The sequence below is a fragment of the Streptomyces sp. NPDC050703 genome (genome assembly GCF_040654435.1).
GTDB lineage: Bacteria > Actinomycetota > Actinomycetes > Streptomycetales > Streptomycetaceae > Streptomyces.
Genome location: NZ_JBFAHX010000002.1, coordinates 160316 through 178866, shown reverse-complemented (window position 1 = coordinate 178866; position 18551 = coordinate 160316). Strand labels below are relative to the sequence as shown.

General features: G+C 74.3%; 16 protein-coding genes. 4 read left to right on the top strand and 12 right to left on the bottom strand.

From position 1 onward, the window contains the following. Positions 1 to 84 precede the first annotated feature (84 nt). The 6 genes from AB0I16_RS02430 to AB0I16_RS02405 all read right to left on the bottom strand — a co-directional run bounded on the left by AB0I16_RS02430 (position 85) and on the right by AB0I16_RS02405 (position 9248). On the bottom strand, positions 85 to 1077 hold the full coding sequence (locus AB0I16_RS02430) for an ABC transporter ATP-binding protein (protein ID WP_363247422.1): 993 nt from the start codon (positions 1075 to 1077) through the stop codon (positions 85 to 87). Next, positions 1070 to 3787, bottom strand: coding sequence for a hypothetical protein (locus tag AB0I16_RS02425; protein ID WP_363247421.1), 2718 nt, complete (start codon positions 3785 to 3787; stop codon positions 1070 to 1072). The genes AB0I16_RS02430 and AB0I16_RS02425 overlap by 8 nt, the downstream gene beginning before the upstream one ends. A gap of 102 nt (positions 3788 to 3889) precedes the next feature. After that, complete coding sequence (locus tag AB0I16_RS02420) at positions 3890 to 7144, bottom strand: ABC transporter permease (protein ID WP_363247420.1); 3255 nt, start codon at positions 7142 to 7144, stop codon at positions 3890 to 3892. A gap of 175 nt (positions 7145 to 7319) precedes the next feature. Further along, positions 7320 to 8081, bottom strand: a complete 762-nt coding sequence (locus tag AB0I16_RS02415) for a DUF3710 domain-containing protein (RefSeq protein WP_062780085.1) — start codon at positions 8079 to 8081, stop codon at positions 7320 to 7322. Between the two features lies 1 nt (position 8082). After that, positions 8083 to 8631 carry a dUTP diphosphatase gene (dut, locus tag AB0I16_RS02410; RefSeq protein ID WP_363247565.1) on the bottom strand — a complete coding sequence of 183 codons (549 nt, stop codon included), beginning with the start codon at positions 8629 to 8631 and terminating at the stop codon, positions 8083 to 8085. A gap of 32 nt (positions 8632 to 8663) precedes the next feature. Continuing rightward, on the bottom strand, positions 8664 to 9248 hold the full coding sequence (locus AB0I16_RS02405) for a PaaI family thioesterase (protein ID WP_363247419.1): 585 nt from the start codon (positions 9246 to 9248) through the stop codon (positions 8664 to 8666). Positions 9249 to 9305: 57 nt separating this feature from the next. Between AB0I16_RS02405 and AB0I16_RS02400 the strand changes: the two genes are divergently transcribed. Continuing rightward, complete coding sequence (locus AB0I16_RS02400) at positions 9306 to 9758, top strand: DUF3093 domain-containing protein (protein WP_363247418.1); 453 nt, start codon at positions 9306 to 9308, stop codon at positions 9756 to 9758. 21 nt (positions 9759 to 9779) lie between these two features. On the opposite strand, the gene AB0I16_RS02395 is transcribed toward AB0I16_RS02400, so the two are convergent. From AB0I16_RS02395 to AB0I16_RS02380, 4 genes are all read right to left on the bottom strand, one after another. Further along, entirely contained in the window at positions 9780 to 10709 is a 930-nt protein-coding gene (locus AB0I16_RS02395; RefSeq protein WP_363247417.1) for a hypothetical protein, read from the bottom strand. 14 nt (positions 10710 to 10723) lie between these two features. Continuing rightward, on the bottom strand, positions 10724 to 11020 hold the full coding sequence (locus AB0I16_RS02390) for a DUF4193 domain-containing protein (RefSeq protein WP_055544889.1): 297 nt from the start codon (positions 11018 to 11020) through the stop codon (positions 10724 to 10726). Between the two features lie 392 nt (positions 11021 to 11412). Next, the gene (locus tag AB0I16_RS02385) at positions 11413 to 12657 is read right to left on the bottom strand and encodes a HAMP domain-containing sensor histidine kinase (RefSeq protein WP_363247416.1); all 1245 of its coding nucleotides are present in this window, start codon (positions 12655 to 12657) and stop codon (positions 11413 to 11415) included. 6 nt (positions 12658 to 12663) lie between these two features. Further along, complete coding sequence (locus AB0I16_RS02380) at positions 12664 to 13317, bottom strand: response regulator transcription factor (RefSeq protein ID WP_062780089.1); 654 nt, start codon at positions 13315 to 13317, stop codon at positions 12664 to 12666. Between the two features lie 300 nt (positions 13318 to 13617). On the opposite strand from AB0I16_RS02380, the gene AB0I16_RS02375 reads away from it, so the two are divergent. Continuing rightward, a complete protein-coding gene (locus AB0I16_RS02375) occupies positions 13618 to 13791 on the top strand; it encodes a hypothetical protein (protein WP_363247415.1) in 174 nt (57 codons plus the stop codon). Between the two features lie 74 nt (positions 13792 to 13865). Here the strand turns inward: AB0I16_RS02375 and AB0I16_RS02370 are convergent, their stop codons facing one another. Both AB0I16_RS02370 and AB0I16_RS02365 read right to left on the bottom strand, forming a co-directional pair. Next, on the bottom strand, positions 13866 to 14675 hold the full coding sequence (locus AB0I16_RS02370; RefSeq protein WP_363247414.1) for an inositol monophosphatase family protein: 810 nt from the start codon (positions 14673 to 14675) through the stop codon (positions 13866 to 13868). A gap of 38 nt (positions 14676 to 14713) precedes the next feature. Then, positions 14714 to 15841, bottom strand: a complete 1128-nt coding sequence (locus AB0I16_RS02365) for a ferrochelatase (protein WP_363247413.1) — start codon at positions 15839 to 15841, stop codon at positions 14714 to 14716. Between the two features lie 191 nt (positions 15842 to 16032). Between AB0I16_RS02365 and AB0I16_RS02360 the strand changes: the two genes are divergently transcribed. Both AB0I16_RS02360 and AB0I16_RS02355 read left to right on the top strand, forming a co-directional pair. After that, positions 16033 to 17271, top strand: a complete 1239-nt coding sequence (locus AB0I16_RS02360) for an MFS transporter (RefSeq protein ID WP_363247412.1) — start codon at positions 16033 to 16035, stop codon at positions 17269 to 17271. Continuing rightward, positions 17231 to 18550: a D-arabinono-1,4-lactone oxidase gene (locus AB0I16_RS02355; RefSeq protein WP_363247411.1), complete on the top strand. Its 1320-nt coding sequence runs from the start codon at positions 17231 to 17233 to the stop codon at positions 18548 to 18550. Before AB0I16_RS02360 ends, AB0I16_RS02355 begins: the two co-directional genes overlap by 41 nt. The last annotated feature ends 1 nt before the right edge of the window (position 18551 follow it).

Genomic DNA, 18551 nt, shown 5'->3' with positions numbered 1-18551 from the left:
ACACCCCCCGGTCGGCCGGGCGCCAGTATCACCGTCCGGGCGCGCGGCCGACAAGGACCCGGCCGGCTCGGTCGCCGGCGGGCGTCAGGACTTCCCGGGCGGGGGCGGTGGCGGTGGCGTACGCGGTGATCGCGTCCGGGGCCCCGTCCGCTCGCCCGGCGCCGCGGCCGTGTCGGGCCAGATGCCCACGTGGCCGGTCTCCGCGGTGAGCCGCACGCGCCCCCGCAGCCCGTACCGCTCCACGAAGTCGCCCGGCAGCTGCAGGCGGCCCGCCCGGTCGAGGACGGTGAACTCCTCGCCGCCGCCGCCCGCTTCGCGCAGCGTCTCCGTGGAGGTGCGCCCGTCGCGGATACGGACCGTGCGGCGCACCTGCCCGGAGACGAGGGGGTCATGGGTGACGACGAGAACGGTCGCGCCCAGCTCCTCGTTCGCGCGGCGGAGTGCCGCGAAGACCTCCTCGCCGCCCGCCGTGTCGAGTTCACCGGTCGGCTCGTCGGCGAGCAGGACGCGCGGGGAGTTCGCCGTGGCGACCGCGACGGCGACGCGCTGCTGCTCGCCCCCGGACAGCTCGCCGGGCCGCCGGTCGCGGCAGTGGGCGACGCCGAGCACATCGAGCAGTCCGGCGGCCCTCCCGTGCCGGGCACGGCGCGGCACGCACGCGTACCGCATGGGCAGCGCCACGTTCTCCAGCGCGGTCAGGTGGGGCAGCAGGTTCCGCGCGGTCTGCTGCCACACGAAGCCGACGGTCCGCCTCCGGTACCCCAGGCGCTCCTTGCGCCCCATGGCGAGCAGATCGTGCCCGGCGACCCTCGCGCGGCCCGCGGTGGGCAGGTCGAGCCCGGACAGGATCGACAGGAGCGTGGACTTCCCCGACCCCGAGGCGCCGACCAGCGCGACGCACTCGCCCTCCGCCACGACGAGGTCGAGCCCTTGCAGCGCCTGCACCTCCACCCCGTCCGTCCGGTAGACCCGCACGAGGTTGTCGCAGACGACGAGCCCGTCATCGTCCGCGGGACGGTTCCGGGCACGGGCCCGCGCCTCAAGACCGGCCAGCTCGTTCACGGCGTCGTCAGTCATCACTTCTCCCGAGCCGCAGGACGGCACCAAGCCGCCGCCCGCGCCCGATCCGGCTCTCCACGGCGACCGCCGCGGCGACCAGGACGCAGATCCCCGCACCGAGGGCGGCGACGAAGAACACATCGACGTGCCGCTCCGGCACGACGGGACCTCCGGTGAACTCCCGCAGGTCGACCACGGGCCCCAGCAGCGCGGGCAGGGCGAGCCCGAGCGCGACACCGCCCACGACGGCCGCGCACACCATGGGCAGCAGTTGCAGCAGATGCAGCGCGGATGCGGCACGGCCGCCGAGCCCGAGCGTCCGCAGGTACGAGGCGACGCGCCCGCGCGAAGGCGCCGCCAGCGACAGATCGATGACCAGGGCGAGCAGCGCGAGCACGACGGCGAGGGCGGTGCAGCCGGCGTGGGCGGAGTCCACGGCGGCGACGAGCCCGTCGTCCGCCGCCCCGGCCCGCTCCTCGGCGAGGACGCGCAGCTCCCCGGTGGCCGCTCCCGGCGCCGCTCGCGGTACGAGGGACCGCAGCTCGGCGGTGTCGAGCCGGTCCCCGAAGAGCAGCAGCGCGGCCTCCTCGAAGTCGGACGCGGCGAACCCCTTCAGGTCGCCGGAGTCCGCGAGCAGCAGATGCTGCCGGGCCTCGGTGGCACCGCGTACGGGGCCGAGGGCGGGGTCACGCGCCACGTCGTCGGGCAGCGCCCCCACGATCCGTATCCGCTTCTCCTTGCCGTGCCGGGTGAAGGTCAGCAGTTCGCCGGCCCGCCCCTCGGAGGCCAGCACGCGGATGTCCCCGCCCCCGCCGCCCCCGTCGAGCCCGGCGTCGGCCAACGCGCGGGCGGCGGCGGAGCCCGCGCCCGCGTCCCGCAGGGCGTCCGTGTCCACCCCGACCAGGCTGGAGATGCCGTACCGTCCGCCGTCGGTCCCGCTCAGGGGGTCGACCCGCAGCTGCCGCACCGCGGCCGTCTCCCGCACCCCACGCGCGCGTGCCAGCCGCTCGGCCATGGCGGGGTCGCGGCCCGCCCCGAGGAACGACGCGTCGGCGCCGACGTGCCAGGCGGCGGCCGCCCGCCGCCCTTCGAGCAAGGTCCCCGACACGAGCCCGCCGAAGACGGCTCCGGCGAGCGTCACCACGAGGACGAGCAGCGCGAGCCCACGCGCGGGAGCCTCCTTGGCCGCACGGGACAGCGCGACGAGGGGGACGACGCCGCGCCCCGCGGCCGACCACCGCGCCGCGGCCCGCACCGGCCAGGGGTAGCACCGCACCAGCAGGACCACGGTGGCGACCCCGAGCAGCGCGGGGACGGCGGCGACCAGCGGATCGGGGCCCGCGCTCCCCCCGGTCCCGCGCGCCCGCAGCGCGAACACGCCGCCCGCGGCGAGCAGCAGCACCGCGGCCTCGCCGACCAGCCGCCGCCCCGTGCGCCCCGCGCGCCCCCGCAGCAGGGCCGCGTCCCGCAGGGCCGCCCAGGTCAGCAGGGGCAGCGGCACCGAACACAGCAGGGCGACGGCGAGCCCGCCCTCGTACGAGGGGGAGATCCCGGTCACCGCTCCGGCGAGGGCGCAGCCGCCGCCGAACCCGGCCAGGACGGCGGGCGCGCTCCACAGGGCACGCCGTGCGGCGATCCCCGCGGCCGACGCGCCGCGCGCCCGCCGCAGCCGGTCCCCTTCGAGCCCGCGCCGCACCACCGACAGGGCCGTCACGACCAGGGCGGCGAACCCGACCCCGAGCAGCGAGGCCCAGGCGAACGAGATCACCACACGGGCCTGGCCCCATTGCCGGAAGAACTCCTCCATGGTGTCCGGCAGTGCGGTGACGGTCTCCAGCTCCGTGGCCAGATGGTTCCCGAGAGCGCACAACTTGCCCCCGTACGCCCCTTCGGCACCGCAGAACGCCTGACGCGCGGAGGGCGGGTAGCGGGTCATGATCCGCTGGAACTCCCGCTGCCCTTCGGCGCTCACGAACCGGTCGGCGACCTCGTCCGCGGGCGTCAGACGCATGTTCCAGTCGACGGTCAGCTCGGCGCCGGCCTGCCTCTGCAGCACCTCGACGCCACGGGCAGCGACCAGCGCCCCGGCGTTCGAGGCGCCCGGCGCGCGCAGCGGGCGGACCAGCAGGGGCTGTTCGTTCCAGAGCCGCCGCTCGCCGTCGGCCCGGAAGACCCCCGAGACCCGTGCCACGGAGTCGACGTCCTTCAGGGCCCCGTCCCCGAGCCGGAACCGCTGTCCGACCCGCAGTCCGAGCGCGTCACGCGTACGCGTGGACACCGCGAGCTCCACCACGTTCCCCCGCGCCCGGGGCGCGCGCCCGGCCACGTACCCGGCGGACTCCGGAGCGTCGGAGGCGTACACCAGGGAGAGGCCGACTGCGCCCTCCGAAGCGTCGCCGCGGACGGTGGGCAGCACGACCCGCGTGGCGTCGAGCACGAGCCCGCCGCCCAGGGCCTTGGGCGAGGCGTTCTCCACGGCCGCCCCGTACCGTCCGAGCACTTCCCCGAAGTCCTCGTCCGCGCTCCCCGCCCGGGGGTCCTCGGGGTCGAACCGCGTGCTGTGCACGATCCCGGGCGCGGCCCGCTGGACCTGCGCGAACCGCTCCCGCAGGGCCTCTCCCCCGAGCCGGTCGAGAGCCCCGCCCCCGCCCGCACCGATCGCCACGAGGACCGCGACCAGCACGGCGAAGCCCACGGCGAGGGGCGCGTCCCGCGTCCACTCACGCATGGCGGCGCCCCCGGCGTCCGCACGCCCCCGCCGGGCCCGGTGCGCCGCGAGGCCGCGCGGCTCCCCGCACCGCGTGAGATCCCGCGGGACCGCCCACGCGGCTCACCCCCCGTCCCCCGCCCGCAGCACCCGCGCCAGGTCCACCCGGCCGAGCACCCGTGCCGCCACGGCCACCACCCCGCAGATCACCCCCGCCGTGACCACTCCCGTGAGTCCCACGCGGCCCCACGGCACCTCCACCACCAGCGAGGGAAAGACGGGCCGCCCGCCGGCGTCCACCGTCACCACCGGCATGACCAGGGCCGCGAGACCCGCTCCGAGCAGGGTGCCCAGGGTCGCCGCGACCCCGGCGAGACCGACCTGCTCCACCCACAGACATGCCGCGAGCTCCCGCCGCCGCACCCCCAGCGCCCGCAGCAGGGCGAACTCCCGTTCCCTGCCCCGCGCCGAGACGACCGTATGCAGGGCGAACGCGATGACCGCGAAGGCAGGGGCGAGGACCAGGCACAGCGTCAGCGCGCCCCGGGCCCCCCGCCGCAGCGGATCGGCCGCCAGGGCGTCCCGCGCCCGCGGCACGTCGACGGCCCGGCCGAGCCGCGGTTCCGCCCGCACGGCTGCGAGCGCCGGGCGCGCGTCGGCGCCCCGCACCCCCACCCACCAGGCACCGTCGGCACCGGGCAGCGCCCCGCCGAACGCCCACTGCGCCGCCATCCACCGGGAGTCCGCGAGCAGCCGCGGCCGGTCGCGCGGCTCCCCCGGCACCCCGGCGATCCGCCCGACGACGCGGACCCGCGCGCTCCCGCCGGTACTGCGCCGCACGGTCACCGTGTCGCCGACCCGCACAGCGCCCGAACGCAGCAGCAGGTCATCCGCGAGGACGGGCGCCGCGGGCCGCCCCTTCGCCCGGTCGGTGCCGAGCCGCACGCCCCACGGGGGGTGGGTGAGCCGCCCGTCGGGCCCCCGCAGCACGGCGTCGATGAGCGTGCCGGCCGCCGCCCTGTCCCGGCAGAGCACGGGTCCCGGCGCGTCCCCCTCGGCGGCCCGCCGGCCCGGAGGACGCCGCTCCACCCCGGGGCACCCGGCGACGGCCCGGTCGGGGGCGTCGGCCCGCAGGTCCCGCCACCGCGCGGGCGTCCGCAGCCCCGGCACCCGGTCGACCGTGACCCGGTAGGTCCGCCGGACGCGCTCGCCGACCATGCTCAGCTCGACCTGGAGCACCCGCAGGGACGCCCCGCGCACCGCGACCCGCAGCGGCACGGCCCTGGCCCCGCCCTCCTCGATCCGCACGGAGCCGGACCGCGCGAGCCCGTCGGCGTCCTCGTAGAAGACGGTGAGCCGTACGGGCACCGCCTCGCCGCGGCCGGTGGCGGACATCCGCACCCGCAGGGGCACCTCCCGCACCGCGCCGCCCTTCGGCAGCCGCACCGGAAGTCCATGCGCAGGAACTCCCCGCCCCAGCCGCTCCATCAGCTCCGCCACGGGCGCGTCCGCGAGATCGCCGCGGAGGGCGGGCAGGGGACCGCGCCGCGTGTTGACGGCCGTGACGGCCACCGCGTCCTGCCCGACGTACCCCTCGGAGGTGATCACGGGCGTGACGGCCTCGGCACCCGGCAGCGCCTCGTACCGGGCGCGCCGCTCGCCGGCCGGTGTCCCCTCGCCCGGTTCGACGCGCAGGTCGGCGCCGACCCGGAAGGCGGCCTGGTCGCGGTCGCCCCGGTCGAGGATGGTCAGCGCCGTGCTGCTGAGCGCCGCGACGGCGAGGGCGAGCGTCACCACCAGCGCAGGACCCGCGTGCCGTGCCGCGCGCCGCCCGATCTGCCAGCCGCCGAGCGGCAGGACGAGGCCGCTGCTCCGCCGCGCGAGGGGATCGATGACGCGGGCGACGAGCGGCAGGAACCGCAGGGCGAGCAGTGCCGCCGCCACGGTCATCGCGACGGGGGCGAGCACGAGGACGGGGTCGACGCCGTCGCCGCCGGTCACGGGCGACCGGTACTGGCGCAGTTGCAGCCAGCCCAGGACGGCGACCGCGGCGAGCGCCAGGTCCGCGCCGAGCCGCTGGGCCCCCGCGAACCGCGCGACCCGCAGCCGCAGCCGCGCCACCGCCCGCCGGTCGCGCACCGTCCGGGCCGTCGGCAGCAGCACCGCGGCCCCGTGCACGAGGAGGGCGGCCGACGCCGCCGCCCAACCGAGGCCGGTGGCCGCCGTCCCCGGCACCTCGCCCTCGACGAGCCCGGCCGCCGCGAGCCCCCGCAGGAGCGGCCCCGCGAGGAACGGTGCGGCCACCGCGGCGGGCACGGCGGCGCAGGCCCACAGGGCGGCCGTGGAGAGCAGGAGCCGCCGGGTGCCCGCCCCGCGCGCGGCGAGCAGCGCCAGCTCGGGGCGCCGGTGTTCGGCGAGCTGCCGCGCGGTGAGGGCGAGCGCGGCCACGGCGAGGGCGGCGAGGAGCGTCGCGGGGACGTAGAGGCCCGTGCGGGCCACGGCGATCGGCGTGGTGAGCCGGTCGAGTGCCCTGCGCAGCCCCGCGGAGACGGTGAGGTCCTTGCCGTCGACCCGGTCGGCCCCCTCGCCCGCGCTCCGTCCCGCGAGGACCGAGAGCGAGGCGTCACTGCCCGCGAACCGCCCGGCCCGCTCCCGCAGCGCCTCGATCTCCCCGAGCCGCAGCCCGCCCGTGTCGGGCACCCCGAGCCAGAGCGCCGTCGCGTCCCCGGCGAGGCCCGGCTGTCCGGCGAACGCCCGGCGCGGCACCACCGCGATCGTGCCGGGCACCCCGAACGTGCTGCTCAGGGAGGCCCATACGGCGGGCGCCCGCTCCTTCGCGGCGTAGAGGCCGACGACCCTCAGCCGTACGAGCCGCGCGTCCGCTCCCCGTACGGTGAGCGCGTCACCGGGCCGTACGGCGAGTTCGGCGGCGGCCGCCTCGGTCAGCGCGGTCTCGACCGCCCCCGGGCGCGGGCGCGGCCACCGCCCCGCCACGAGCGAGGCGTGTCGCCGTACGCCTTCGGGGGCGACGACGGAGAGCGTGGCGTCCTGGCGCGGATGGCCCGCGGCCTCGGTGACGGCGAGCTCGTCGTTGCGGGCGGCGGGGGCGCGCAGGGCCGGCCAGGTGTGCTGGGGCGCGTCGCCGTAGGTACGGGCCAGGGCGGCGCGGGCGGCCCGGTCGAGGTCGCGGTCGGCGCCCCGGCGGTAGGGTCCCGCGATCTCCACGACGGCGTCCCTGTCGGCGGCGAGCCGACGCTGCACCGCGCCCTCGACGGACTTCTCCGCGAGGGCCGCGAGGGCGGCGAGCACGGTGGCCGCGAGCAGCACCGCGAGCCCGGCGGCTCCCAGGACGAGCCCGTGCCGCAGGCTCCCCCGCACCGCCGCGGGTGCCCCTCTTCCCCTCAACGCCACGGTCGCCCCCCGGTGCGAGCCCGGCACAGTATGGGCGGACACGCCTGTGGCCCGCAACGGTCCGGACACACCGGATCGTCGCGGGCCACAGGAAGGGCGGCCGGCCCCCTGTCTTCGCGTCGCGAAGGCAGCGGGTGAGGGGTCAGCGCACCTCGGTGATCTCGGGGCCGCGCTGGAGCTGGCCCATGCCGCCGGAGAAGCGGGAACCCTCCTGCTGCTCCTCCTTGACGCCCTCCGCGACCATCTGCGCGTCGTCGGGCAGCTTCAGGACGATCGGGTCGCGCGGCGCCATCGGGCCCTCGCCGCGCACGACGACGGTGTCCCGGAAGATCTGCTCAAGGAGCCCGGCGGCCTGCGGCTGCACCGCGCCCTGTCCGGAGATCACCCCGCGCAGGAACCAGCGCGGGCCGTCGACGCCGATGAAGCGCACGACCTGCACGCCGCCCGTGCCGTCCGGCAGCTGCACCGGGACCTGGGCGCGCAGCTCCCAGCCGAGGGGGCCCTCGACCTCGTCGATGACACCACCCTGCTGGGTGATGCCGGTGGCGATCTCCTCGCGGACCTCGCCCCAGATGCCCTCCTTCTTCGGGGCGGCGAAGCCCTGGAGCTGGATGGCGCTGTCCTGGAGCACGACGGTGGCCGCGACGATCGCGTCGCCCGCGACCTCCACCCGCAGCTCCATGCCCTCGACCCCCGGCACGAAGAGTCCGCCGAGGTCCACGCGGCCCTCGCCGGGCTCACGGACCTCGGAGACGTCCCAGGGACCGTCGGGACGGGGCTCGGGTTCGAGCCTCACGCGCGTGCGCGCGGCGTCGGCCGAGTCGTCGGCCACGCTGTCGACGACCTGCTCGTCCGCGCCCGCCGCGTCCTCGGCGGCACTGTCCTTCTTGCGACGTCCGAACACGTCACTGTCCTTCCCGGTCGGATACGACCGATGCGTATCGATTCCCACCCGTTTGCCCGCCCGCACTCTCGCGCGGACCCACGCCCGTACGCTCGCCCGAGCCGGCGTCCACGGCGGCATGGCCGCCGGTGGACCCGAAGCCCCCCTCGGCCCGTGCCGACACGGGAAGCTCCGCCACCTCCTGGAAGCGCACCTTCTCGACCCGCTGGACCACCAGTTGGGCAATCCGGTCGAAGCGCTCGAACCGCACGCTGTCGCGCGGGTCGAGATTCACCACGATCACCTTGATCTCTCCACGGTACCCGGCATCCACCGTCCCCGGGGCATTCACCAGAGCGACACCACAGCGTGCGGCGAGCCCCGAACGGGGGTGCACGAAGGCCGCGTACCCCTCGGGGAGCGCGATGGACACCCCGGTGGGCAGGACGACCCGCTCACCGGGCGCGAGTTCGCAGGGCTCGGTCGTCCGCAGATCGGCACCCGCGTCGCCGGGCCGCGCGTACGCCGGCAGCGGGACGTCGGGGTCGACGCGCCTGATGAGCACGTCCAGCCCGCTCGGGCCGTCGTCGGGGGCAAGGGACGTCACGGGTTCACCTCGAAGGCGCGGGAGCGCCGGATCTGGTCCGGGTCGTTCATGGCCGCCCGGATCTCCTCCTGGCGGCCGTTGTCGATGAAGTGGTCGACCTTCACCTCGATGAAGAGGGCGTCGGCACGGACCGCCACGGGCCCTTCGGGGCCGCCGATCCGGCCGGTGGCGGTCGAGTAGATCTTGCGGCCGGCGACGGCGATGACCTCGGCCTCCAGGTACAGCACGGTGCCCAGCGGCACGGGCCGTACGAAGTCGGTCTCCAGGCGGCCGGTCACGGCGATCACCCGCAGCAGCCAGTTCAGCGAGCCGAGCGTCTCGTCGAGCGCGGTGGCGAGGATGCCGCCGTGGGCGAGCCCCGGGGCGCCCTGGTGCGCGTCGCGCACGGTGAACTCGGCGGTGATCGCCACGCCCTCCCCGGCGCGCGCCGCCAGGTGCAGGCCGTGCTCCTGCCCTCCCCCACATCCGAAACAGTGTTCGTAGTGGGCCCCGATCAGCTCGCCGGGTGCGGGCGCGTCAGGATGGCGTACGGGCGCTATGGCCTCGGCCGGGGGCTTCAGAGCTGCAGATGTACCACTCACAGGCGCAGACCTTACCTCCGCGTCAGCCGGTCGGCGCACCGTGCCAAGCTTGGTTCCATGCAGCCTTACGAAGAACGCCTGACCGCACCCCGCTCCTGGTGGCTCGCCTCGGTCCTGGTGGGTGTCGCGATGGCCCTGGTCCTGCTGCCGTTCGGCACGCTGCCGCTCCTCGCGGGGCTGGTCGGCGGGACGGCCGTGGCGGCGGTCGTCACCAGTGCGTACGGCTCGGTGCGGGTCCGCGTGGTGGCGGGCTCGCTGGTCGCGGGCGACGCGAAGATCCCGGTGTCGGCGCTGGGTGACGCCGAGGTCCTGAAGGACGAGGAGACCCGCGCCTGGCGCACGTACAAGGCCGATCCGCGCGCCTTCATGCTGCTGCGCGCGTACATCCCGACGGCCCTGCGCGTGAACATCACCGACCCGGACGACCCGACGCCGTACGCCTACATCTCCACCCGGCACCCCGAGGCCCTGGCGGAGGCCCTGGAGTCGGTGCGGAACAACGCCGCCTGAGCAGCGGCCCCGCGGGGGCCGTCAGGCTCCGGGCTCCCCGGGGAACCGTCCGGGCGGCAGCGCGTTCGCGGGGGCTTCGAGAGGGGGCAGCTCCCGCAGGGAGTCCCACGGCACCTGGGTCTTCCGCAGGTCCGCACGGACCCGCGCGGCCAGCTTCTTGGTGTCCCGGCGGTTCATGACCGCCCCGACGGCGGCGCCCACCATGAAGGGCATGAGGTTCGGCAGGTTCCGGACCATCCGCTTCATGATCTGCTGGCGCAGCTCGCGCTTGACCTGGCCGCCCAGGGCCGCGTTGAGCGTCGAGGGCTTGGCCACGTCGACGCCGCGCTCCTGCGTCCACGCGGTCAGATAGGCCGTGCTGCGCTGGGCGAGGCTGCCCTCGGGGCGCCGTCCGTAGACCTCGTGCAGCTCGGCGATCAGCTTCAGTTCGATGGCGGCCACGCCGGTGATCTCCGCCGCGAGTTCGGCGGGCATCGCGGGCGGTACGGGGAGCATCGCCGCCGCGCCCACACCCGCGCCCACGGTGGACGAGGCGTTGGCCGCACCGGCGATCAGTTTGTCCGCGAGCTGCTCGGGGCCGAGGCCGGGGAACTGCTTGCGGAGGGTCGCCAGGTCGCGGACCGGGACCCGGGGGGCGATGTCGATGATCCGGTCGGCGAGATGGCCGATGGCGGCCTTGGCGCCGCGCCCGCCCTTGCGCACGCCTTCTCTCATCCCGCCCGCGACGGCGGCAACACGGCCCTTGGCCCCGGCTCTCCGGGCGACCTCGGTTCCCTTGTCGTCCGCCGTCCGGTCCGGCACCGAGGTGAGGGCGTCCGCCGGTTCGAGCGAGGCTGATCCTGTGGGGGAAGAGCCTCGCCCGTCGTCACGCACGCCGTCGCCCGTGGCGCCGGCTTCGTCCGCTCCACGCCTGCGGAAGCGGCGCTTCCTGGACGGGGTCGAGCCAGTCATTGGCCGACCCCGCCTCAGTCGCAGTCGCGGCAGATCGGCTGGCCGTTCTTCTCGCGGGCCAGCTGGCTGCGGTGGTGGACCAGGAAGCAGCTCATGCAGGTGAACTCGTCCTGCTGCTTCGGGAGCACGCGCACGGCGAGCTCCTCGTTGGAAAGGTCCGCGCCGGGCAGCTCAAGGCCCTCGGCGGCCTCGAATTCGTCGACGTCGACGGCCGAGGTCGACTTGTCGTTCCGCCGCGCCTTCAGTTCCTCGATGCTGTCCTCGTTGACATCATCGTCGGTCTTGCGTGGGGTGTCGTAGTCCGTTGCCATTGTCGCTCTCCCCCTCTGGGTGTCTGCGGTGTCTCAGCGCACGTAACGCGTGAGGAGCCGGACTTGTGCCCGACCCGAGGCGGAGATTTTGCCTCACATCAAGGTCTGTTACTCAATCGACACCCAACCGCACCTCTGAAGAGGCGATGGGTTGGATGGCGATGGGGACCGTACACGGTCCGAATGTCGCACTCACGGGCGCCACCCCGTGTACTTCCCGTGATCAAGACCCCCGAAAACCCGGATTTTCCCGGCTTTCCGGCGACTTTCGTGATCACGGAGAGTAGATGGCGAAAAAATCGCCCCTGTGATCGATCGCACACGGATTCCCCGGGAACGGGTCCCGAAAATTCCGCGCAAAGCGAACAAGCGCTCGCGGCTGCGGCACCTCCTCAGAGGGGCAGGGTGACACGCATCACGAGCCCACCCCCTTCGCGCGGCTCCGCGATGATACGGCCCCCGTGGGCCCGCGCGACCGACCGGGCGATCGACAGGCCGAGCCCGACGCCCTTGTCGCTGCCCGTGCGCTCGGTCCGCAGCCGCCGGAACGGCTCGAAGAGGTTGTCGATCTCGTACGCGGGCACCACCGGCCCCGTGTTGGAGACCACCAGGACCGCCTGGCCGTGCTGGGCCTCCGTGGTGACCTCGACCCAGCCGCCCTGCCCTTCGTGGCTCGGCACGTTGTACCTCACGGCGTTCTGGACGAGGTTCAGGGCGATGCGCTCAAGGAGGACGCCGTTGCCCTGGACGACGGCCACGCCGCGCTCGCCGCGTATCTCCACGCCCTTGGCCTCCGCCTCGGCCAGGACCTGGTCGACGGCGCGGTCGGCCACCTCGGCGAGGTCGACCGGCTTGCGCTCCACGATCTGGTTGTCGCTGCGGGCGAGCAGCAGCAGGCCCTCCACGAGCTGCTCGCTGCGCTCGTTGGTGGCGAGCAGCGTCTTGCCGAGCTGGTGCAGCTCCGGCGGCGCCCCGGGGTCGGAGAGGTGCACCTCCAGCAGCGTGCGGTTGATCGCCAGGGGCGTGCGCAGCTCGTGCGAGGCGTTGCCCACGAAGCGCTGCTGGGCGGTGAAGGCCCGTTCCAGGCGGTCCAGCATCTCGTCGAAGGTGTCGGACAGCTCCTTCAGCTCGTCGTCGGGCCCGTCGAGCTCGATGCGCCGGGACAGGTCCGTGCCGGCCACCCTGCGGGCGGTACGGGTGATGCGGCCGAGCGGCGAGAGCACGCGGCCCGCCATCGCGTACCCGAACGCGAACGCGATCACGGCCAGGCCGAGGAGCGCGAGCAGCGAACGGCTCAGGAGGTTGTCGAGCGCGTGCTGGCGCTGTTCGTTGACGCACGCGCCCATGGCCTGGTTGAGGTCGTCGGCGCTGGGGTTGCGGGGCAGGTTGCAGACCGTGCTGGCCACCTGGCCCTCGATGATCTTGAACGGCAGCTCACTGCCCACGTTCAGCGCCTGCGCGGCGAGCAGGTAGATGATCGAGAGCAGCAGGATGCCCGCGATCAGGAACATCCCGCCGTACAGCAGGGTGAGGCGTATGCGGATCGTGGGCCGCAGCCACGGGAAGGGCGGCTCGACCTTCCTCGGGTCCCACGTCGGCTTCGGTGGCGCTGTCGGTGGCGCCGGTGTCGAGGCCACCGGGGGTCAGATCCGGTAGCCCGAGCCGGGGACCGTCACGATGACGGCGGGCTCACCGAGCTTGCGGCGCAGGGTCATGACGGTCACCCGGACGACGTTCGTGAACGGGTCGGTGTTCTCGTCCCAGGCCTTCTCCAGGAGCTGTTCCGCGGAGACGACCGCGCCCTCGCTGCGCAGCAGCACCTCAAGCACGGCGAACTCCTTGGGGGCGAGCTGGATCTCCCTGCCCTCGCGGAAGACCTCGCGGCGGTTGGGGTCGAGCTTGATCCCGGCGCGCTCCAGGACGGGCGGCAGCGGCACGCTGGTCCGCCGGCCGAGGGCACGCACGCGTGCCGTCAGCTCGCTGAACGCGAACGGCTTGGGCAGATAGTCGTCGGCGCCGATCTCCAGGCCCTCGACGCGGTCGCTGACGTCGCCCGACGCGGTGAGCATCAGGACGCGGGTCGGCATGCCGAGCTCGACGATCTTGCGGCAGACGTCGTCACCGTGCACGAGCGGGAGGTCCCGGTCGAGCACGACGACGTCGTAGTCGTTGACGCCGATGCGCTCCAGGGCGGCCGCCCCGTCGTACACGACGTCGACGGCCATGGCCTCCCGGCGCAGTCCGGTGGCCACCGCATCGGCGAGCAGCTGCTCGTCCTCGACGACGAGTACGCGCACGTCGCTGTCCTTCCTCTGTGCCCCTGCGGGCAGGTCTGTCTGGGGGTAGGGCTCCATCCTGCCCCTTTCGGCCATAAACCGGCTGTAAGGCGGACCGGCCCCCGCGAACGCGGGACTTTCTCGGGCCGCCGAGGTTTCTGCGGCGCCGTGCGGGGGGAGGACGGGCTTACACCCGCGATCACGCTTTGTCAGTGGCGTGCCACCAACCGCTTACTCCAGGGCGGCGAGAGACGTGATCGCCCCTTCTTGAGGGCACACCCCCGTGCCATCGACCCACGACCCAGCCGAGGGGGCGCAACCATGGACGCATTCACCGCAGGTCTTCTGCAGCGCATAAAGGCCACGGAGTCCGACCTCACGATGGCCCGTGAGACGGGAGACGACTTCCTTGCCGAGGTCGAGCAGGCGGAGCTGGAAGACCTCCACCGCCTGGCCGCCGAGCACGGCGTCGAGGTAAACGCTCTGCACGTCTGACCCACCGCGCGCGAGGCCCCGGTACCTGTGGACGAGGTGCCGGGGCCTTCGCGTTCCCGCGCGGGGGTCCGGGGTCAGTCGTGCCAGGCGCCGAGGTCCTCCAAGAGGCCCTGGAGCGCCGGGAAGAGACCGGGCGGGGCCGCGACGGCCAGCTCGCCCGAGAGGCGCTCTCCGGGGCGGCCACCGGTCAGCGCGCCCGCCTCCCTGGCGATGAGCTCGCCCGCGGCGAAGTCCCAGGGGTTGAGCCCGCGCTCGTAGTACGCGTCGAGGCGGCCCGCCGCCACATCGCACAGGTCGATCGCGGCCGAGCCCCCGCGCCGGATGTCCCGCACCCGCGGGATCAGCTGCCGGGCCACCTCGGCCTGCTGGGCGCGGCGCTCGGCCACGTACCCGAAGCCGGTGCCGACCAGGGCCTGCTCGAACGGCGGCGCGGGACGCACGCGCGTGGGCTCGTCGTCGAGGAAGGCGCCCCCGCCGAGGACCGCGCGGCTGGTCTCCCCGCGCACCGGGGCGTACACGACGCCGACCAGGGTCTCGCCGTCCTTGCGGGCGGCGACGGACACCGACCAGTCGGGGCGGCCGTACAGGTAGTTGACCGTGCCGTCGATCGGGTCGATCACCCACTGCACGCCGCTGCTGCCCTCGAAGCTGGCACCCTCCTCGCCGAGCACGCCGTCGTCGGGCCTGCGCTCGGCGAGGAAGTCGGTGATCAGCTTCTCGGAGGCGAGGTCCATCTCCGTGACGACGTCGACGGCGCTGGTCTTGGTCGCGGCGACCCCCAGGTCGGCGGGGCGGCCGTCGCGCAGGAAGGCGCCGGCCCGGTGCGCGGTCTCCAGGGCGACGTCGAGCAGCTCGGCCTTCAGCGCCCTCAGCGGGTCCGTCATGGTGCTCCTCGTGCTCTGCGTGCTCTGCGTGCTCTGGTTCACGCGTACGGGCTGTCGGCGCCGGCGGCCGCGGGCCTGGGGGCACGGGCCGGGCAGCAGCCCACCGGGCACACGTCGTGGCTCGCGCCGAGGGCTCCGAGGGCGCAGGGCGCGACCGCCGTGCCGCTCTCGCGCGCGGCGCGCTCCATGACCAGCTCCCTGACCGCCGCGGCGAACCGCGGGTCGGCGCCGACCGTCGCCGAGCGGCGCACCGGGAGGCCGAGCTCCGCCGCCTTGGCCTCGGCCTCGGTGTCGAGGTCGTACAGGACCTCCATGTGGTCCGAGACGAAGCCGATGGGGACCATGACGACCGCGGGGGCCCCGGCGCCGTGCCGCTCCTCCAGGTGGTCGCAGATGTCCGGTTCGAGCCACGGGATGTGCGGGGCGCCGCTGCGCGACTGGTAGACGAGCTGCCAGGGGTGCTCGACGCCGGTCTCCTCGCGGACCGCGTCGGCGATCAGCCGGGCCACGTCCAGGTGCTCCTTGACGTACGCCCCGCCGTCCCCGTGCTGCTCGACCGGGCCGGAGGTGTCGGCCGCGGAGTCGGGGATGGAGTGCGTCGTGAAGGCCAGGTGCGCGCCGTCCCGCACGTCGTCGGGCAGCTCGGCGAGGGACTTCAGGACGCCGTCCGTCATGGGGCGCACGAAGCCGGGGTGGTTGAAGTAGTGCCGCAGCTTGTCGACGCGCGGCAGCTCCAGGCCCTCGGCCTCCAGGGCGGCCAGGGACTCCGCGAGGTTCTCGCGGTACTGGCGGCAGCCGGAGTACGAGGCGTAGGCGCTGGTGGCGAGGACCAGGATGCGGCGGCGGCCGTCCCGCACCATCTCGCGCAGGGTGTCGGTGAGGTACGGCGCCCAGTTGCGGTTGCCCCAGTAGACCGGCAGGTCGAGGCCGTGCTCCGCGAAGTCCTTGCGCAGGGCGTCGAGCAGGGCGCGGTTCTGGTCGTTGATCGGGCTGACCCCGCCGAACAGGAAGTAGTGCTGCCCCACCTCCTTGAGTCGCTCCTTGGGGATGCCGCGACCACGCGTCACGTTCTCCAGGAACGGGACGACGTCGTCAGGGCCTTCTGGACCGCCGAACGAGAGCAGCAGCAGGGCGTCGTAGGGAGTGGGGTCAAGCGCATCGGACATGCAGCCGATCCTGCCACCCCCCACTGACAGCCGCGGAGAGGGGCTCGCCGACCGGCCGGGACCCGCGCTTCCCGTCCGGGGAATTCCGGTGCGGCACCCCCCGCGGGAGCCGTAAGCTGTATTGGCCACCTTTACGCCTTACCGGAGCCCCTCCCCCGCGGGAGCCGCTCCGGCGCCCCAGCGGAGTCCACGTGCCCAGCCCCTACCGCGCCATCTTCGCCGCCCCCGGTACGAAGTCCTTCTCCATCGCCGGGTTCCTCGGCCGCATGCCGCTGTCGATGATGGGCATCGGCATCGTGACCATGGTGTCGCAGCTGACCGGGCGGTACGGACTCGCGGGCGCGCTCTCGGCGACCGTCGCGCTGTCCGCCGCCGTGATCGGGCCGCAGATCTCGCGCCTGGTGGACCGGCACGGCCAGCGCCGGGTGCTCCGCCCCGCGACACTGGTCTCCCTCGCGGCGGTCAGCGGGCTGCTGCTCTGCGCCACGTTCGAGGCGCCCGACTGGACGCTGTTCCTCTTCGCCGCGCTGGTCGGCTGCGTGCCGAGCGTCGGCTCGATGATCAGGGCGCGCTGGGCCGTGCTCTACCGCGACACCCCGCAGCTGCACACCGCGTACTCCTTCGAGTCCGTGGTGGACGAGGTCTGCTTCATCTTCGGGCCGATCATCTCGATCGGTCTCTCCACGGTGTGGTTCCCCGAGGCGGGCCCCCTGCTCGCCGGGGCCTTCCTCGCCGTGGGCGTCTTCTGGCTGACGGCCCAGCGGGAGACCGAACCCGTCCCCCACCCGCGCGAGCACCACACCGGCGGCTCGGCGCTGCGCTCCGGCGGGCTCCAGGTGCTGGTGGCCACCTTCGTCGCGACCGGCGCGATCTTCGGGGCGATCGATGTGGTCACCGTGGCCTTCGCGGAGGACCAGGGTCACAAGTCCCTGGCGAGCCTGGTGCTCGCCGTGTACGCGCTCGGCTCCTGTCTCGCCGGTGCCGTCTTCGGCCTGCTGCACTTCAAGGGCGCACCGGCCCCCAGGTGGCTGCTGGGCGTCTGTGCGATGGCCGTGAGTATGATCCCGCTTCAACTGGTCGGGAACCTGCTGTTCCTGGCCGTGGCGCTGTTCGTGGCGGGCCTCTTCATCGCTCCGACGATGATCACGACGATGGCCCTCGTCGAGCAGCACGTACCACGCGCGAAACTGACCGAGGGCATGACCTGGGTGAGCACCGGACTCGCGGTCGGCGTCGCGCTCGGCTCCTCCGCGGCCGGCTGGGTGATCGACGCCGCGGGCCCGGACGCCGGGTACGCGGTCCCGGGCGTCTCCGGGGCCGCCGCGGTCGTCGTCGGGTTCTTGGGGTATCGCCGGCTGAAGCGGCCGGTTCCGCAACGGAGGGGGACCCATGAGCACGGGCAGCGCGAAGAGCACACCGGCGTGGCGTAACTGGGCGGGCACCGTCACCTCGCGGCCGGCCAGGGAGGCCATGCCCGCGTCGGTGGACGAGCTGGCCGATGCGCTGCGCGGGGCCAAGGAGGACGGTCTCAGGGCGAAGCCCGTGGGGTCGGGGCACTCCTTCACCGCGGCGGCGGCCACCGACGGCCTCCTCATACGCCCGGACCTGCTCACCGGCATCCGCCGCATCGACCGCGAGGGCGGCACGGTCACCGTGGAGGCCGGCACCCCGCTGAAGCGGCTGAACACGGCCCTCGCGCGCGAGGGCCTGTCCCTGACCAACATGGGCGACATCATGGAGCAGACGGTCTCCGGGGCCGTCAGCACCGGTACGCACGGCACGGGCCGGGACTCGGCGTCGATCGCCGCCCAGATCACCGCCCTGGAACTGGTCACCGCCGACGGCACGGTCCTCACCTGCTCCGCGGCGGAGAACGCCGACGTCTTCGCCGCCGCCCGCGTCGGGCTCGGCGCCCTCGGCGTCATCACCGCGATCACGTTCGCCGTGGAGCCGGTCTTCTACCTCACCGCCCGCGAGGAGCCGATGACCTTCGACGAGGTCACCTCGGACTTCGACGCGCTCTTCACGGAGAACGAGCACTTCGAGTTCTACTGGTTCCCGCACACCGGCAACTGCAACACCAAGCGCAACAACCGCGGCCCGGGTCCCGCCGCCCCGCCCGGCCGGATCAGCGCCTTCGTGGAGGACGAACTCCTCTCCAACGGCCTCTTCCAGGTGGTCAACACCATCGGCAGGGCCGCGCCCGCGACCATCCCCGCCATCGCCAGGGTCTCCAGCAAGGCGCTCTCCGCACGGACGTACACGGACATCCCGTACAAGGTCTTCACGAGTCCGCGCCGGGTGCGCTTCACGGAGATGGAGTACGCCGTGCCGCGCGAAGCCCTGGTGGAGACGCTGCGTGAGCTGAAGGCCATGGTGGACCGCTCACGGCTGCGGATCAGCTTCCCCGTGGAGGTCCGCACCGCGCCCGCCGACGACATCGCGCTCTCCACGGCCTCGGGCCGGGAGAGCGCGTACATCGCCGTCCACATGTACAAGGGCACGCCGTACCAGGCCTACTTCACGGCGGCCGAGCGGATCTTCACGGCCCATGAGGGGCGGCCGCACTGGGGCAAGCTGCACACGCGCGACGCGGCGTACCTCGCCGGGGTGTACCCCCGCTTCGGCGAGTTCACGGCCCTGCGCGACCGCCTCGACCCCGACCGCATGTTCGGCAACGACTACCTGCGGCGGGTCCTCGGCGACTGAC

Coding starts and splice junctions, on each gene's coding strand:
- AB0I16_RS02430 (WP_363247422.1), bottom strand. CDS start 1,077: ATGACTGACGACGCCGTGAACGAGCTGGCCGGTCTTGAGGCGCGGGCC.
- AB0I16_RS02425 (WP_363247421.1), bottom strand. CDS start 3,787: ATGCGTGAGTGGACGCGGGACGCGCCCCTCGCCGTGGGCTTCGCCGTG.
- AB0I16_RS02400 (WP_363247418.1), top strand. CDS start 9,306: ATGCAGCCTTACGAAGAACGCCTGACCGCACCCCGCTCCTGGTGGCTC.
- AB0I16_RS02395 (WP_363247417.1), bottom strand. CDS start 10,709: ATGACTGGCTCGACCCCGTCCAGGAAGCGCCGCTTCCGCAGGCGTGGA.
- AB0I16_RS02390 (WP_055544889.1), bottom strand. CDS start 11,020: ATGGCAACGGACTACGACACCCCACGCAAGACCGACGATGATGTCAAC.
- AB0I16_RS02375 (WP_363247415.1), top strand. CDS start 13,618: ATGGACGCATTCACCGCAGGTCTTCTGCAGCGCATAAAGGCCACGGAG.
- AB0I16_RS02370 (WP_363247414.1), bottom strand. CDS start 14,675: ATGACGGACCCGCTGAGGGCGCTGAAGGCCGAGCTGCTCGACGTCGCC.
- AB0I16_RS02365 (WP_363247413.1), bottom strand. CDS start 15,841: ATGTCCGATGCGCTTGACCCCACTCCCTACGACGCCCTGCTGCTGCTC.
- AB0I16_RS02355 (WP_363247411.1), top strand. CDS start 17,231: ATGAGCACGGGCAGCGCGAAGAGCACACCGGCGTGGCGTAACTGGGCG.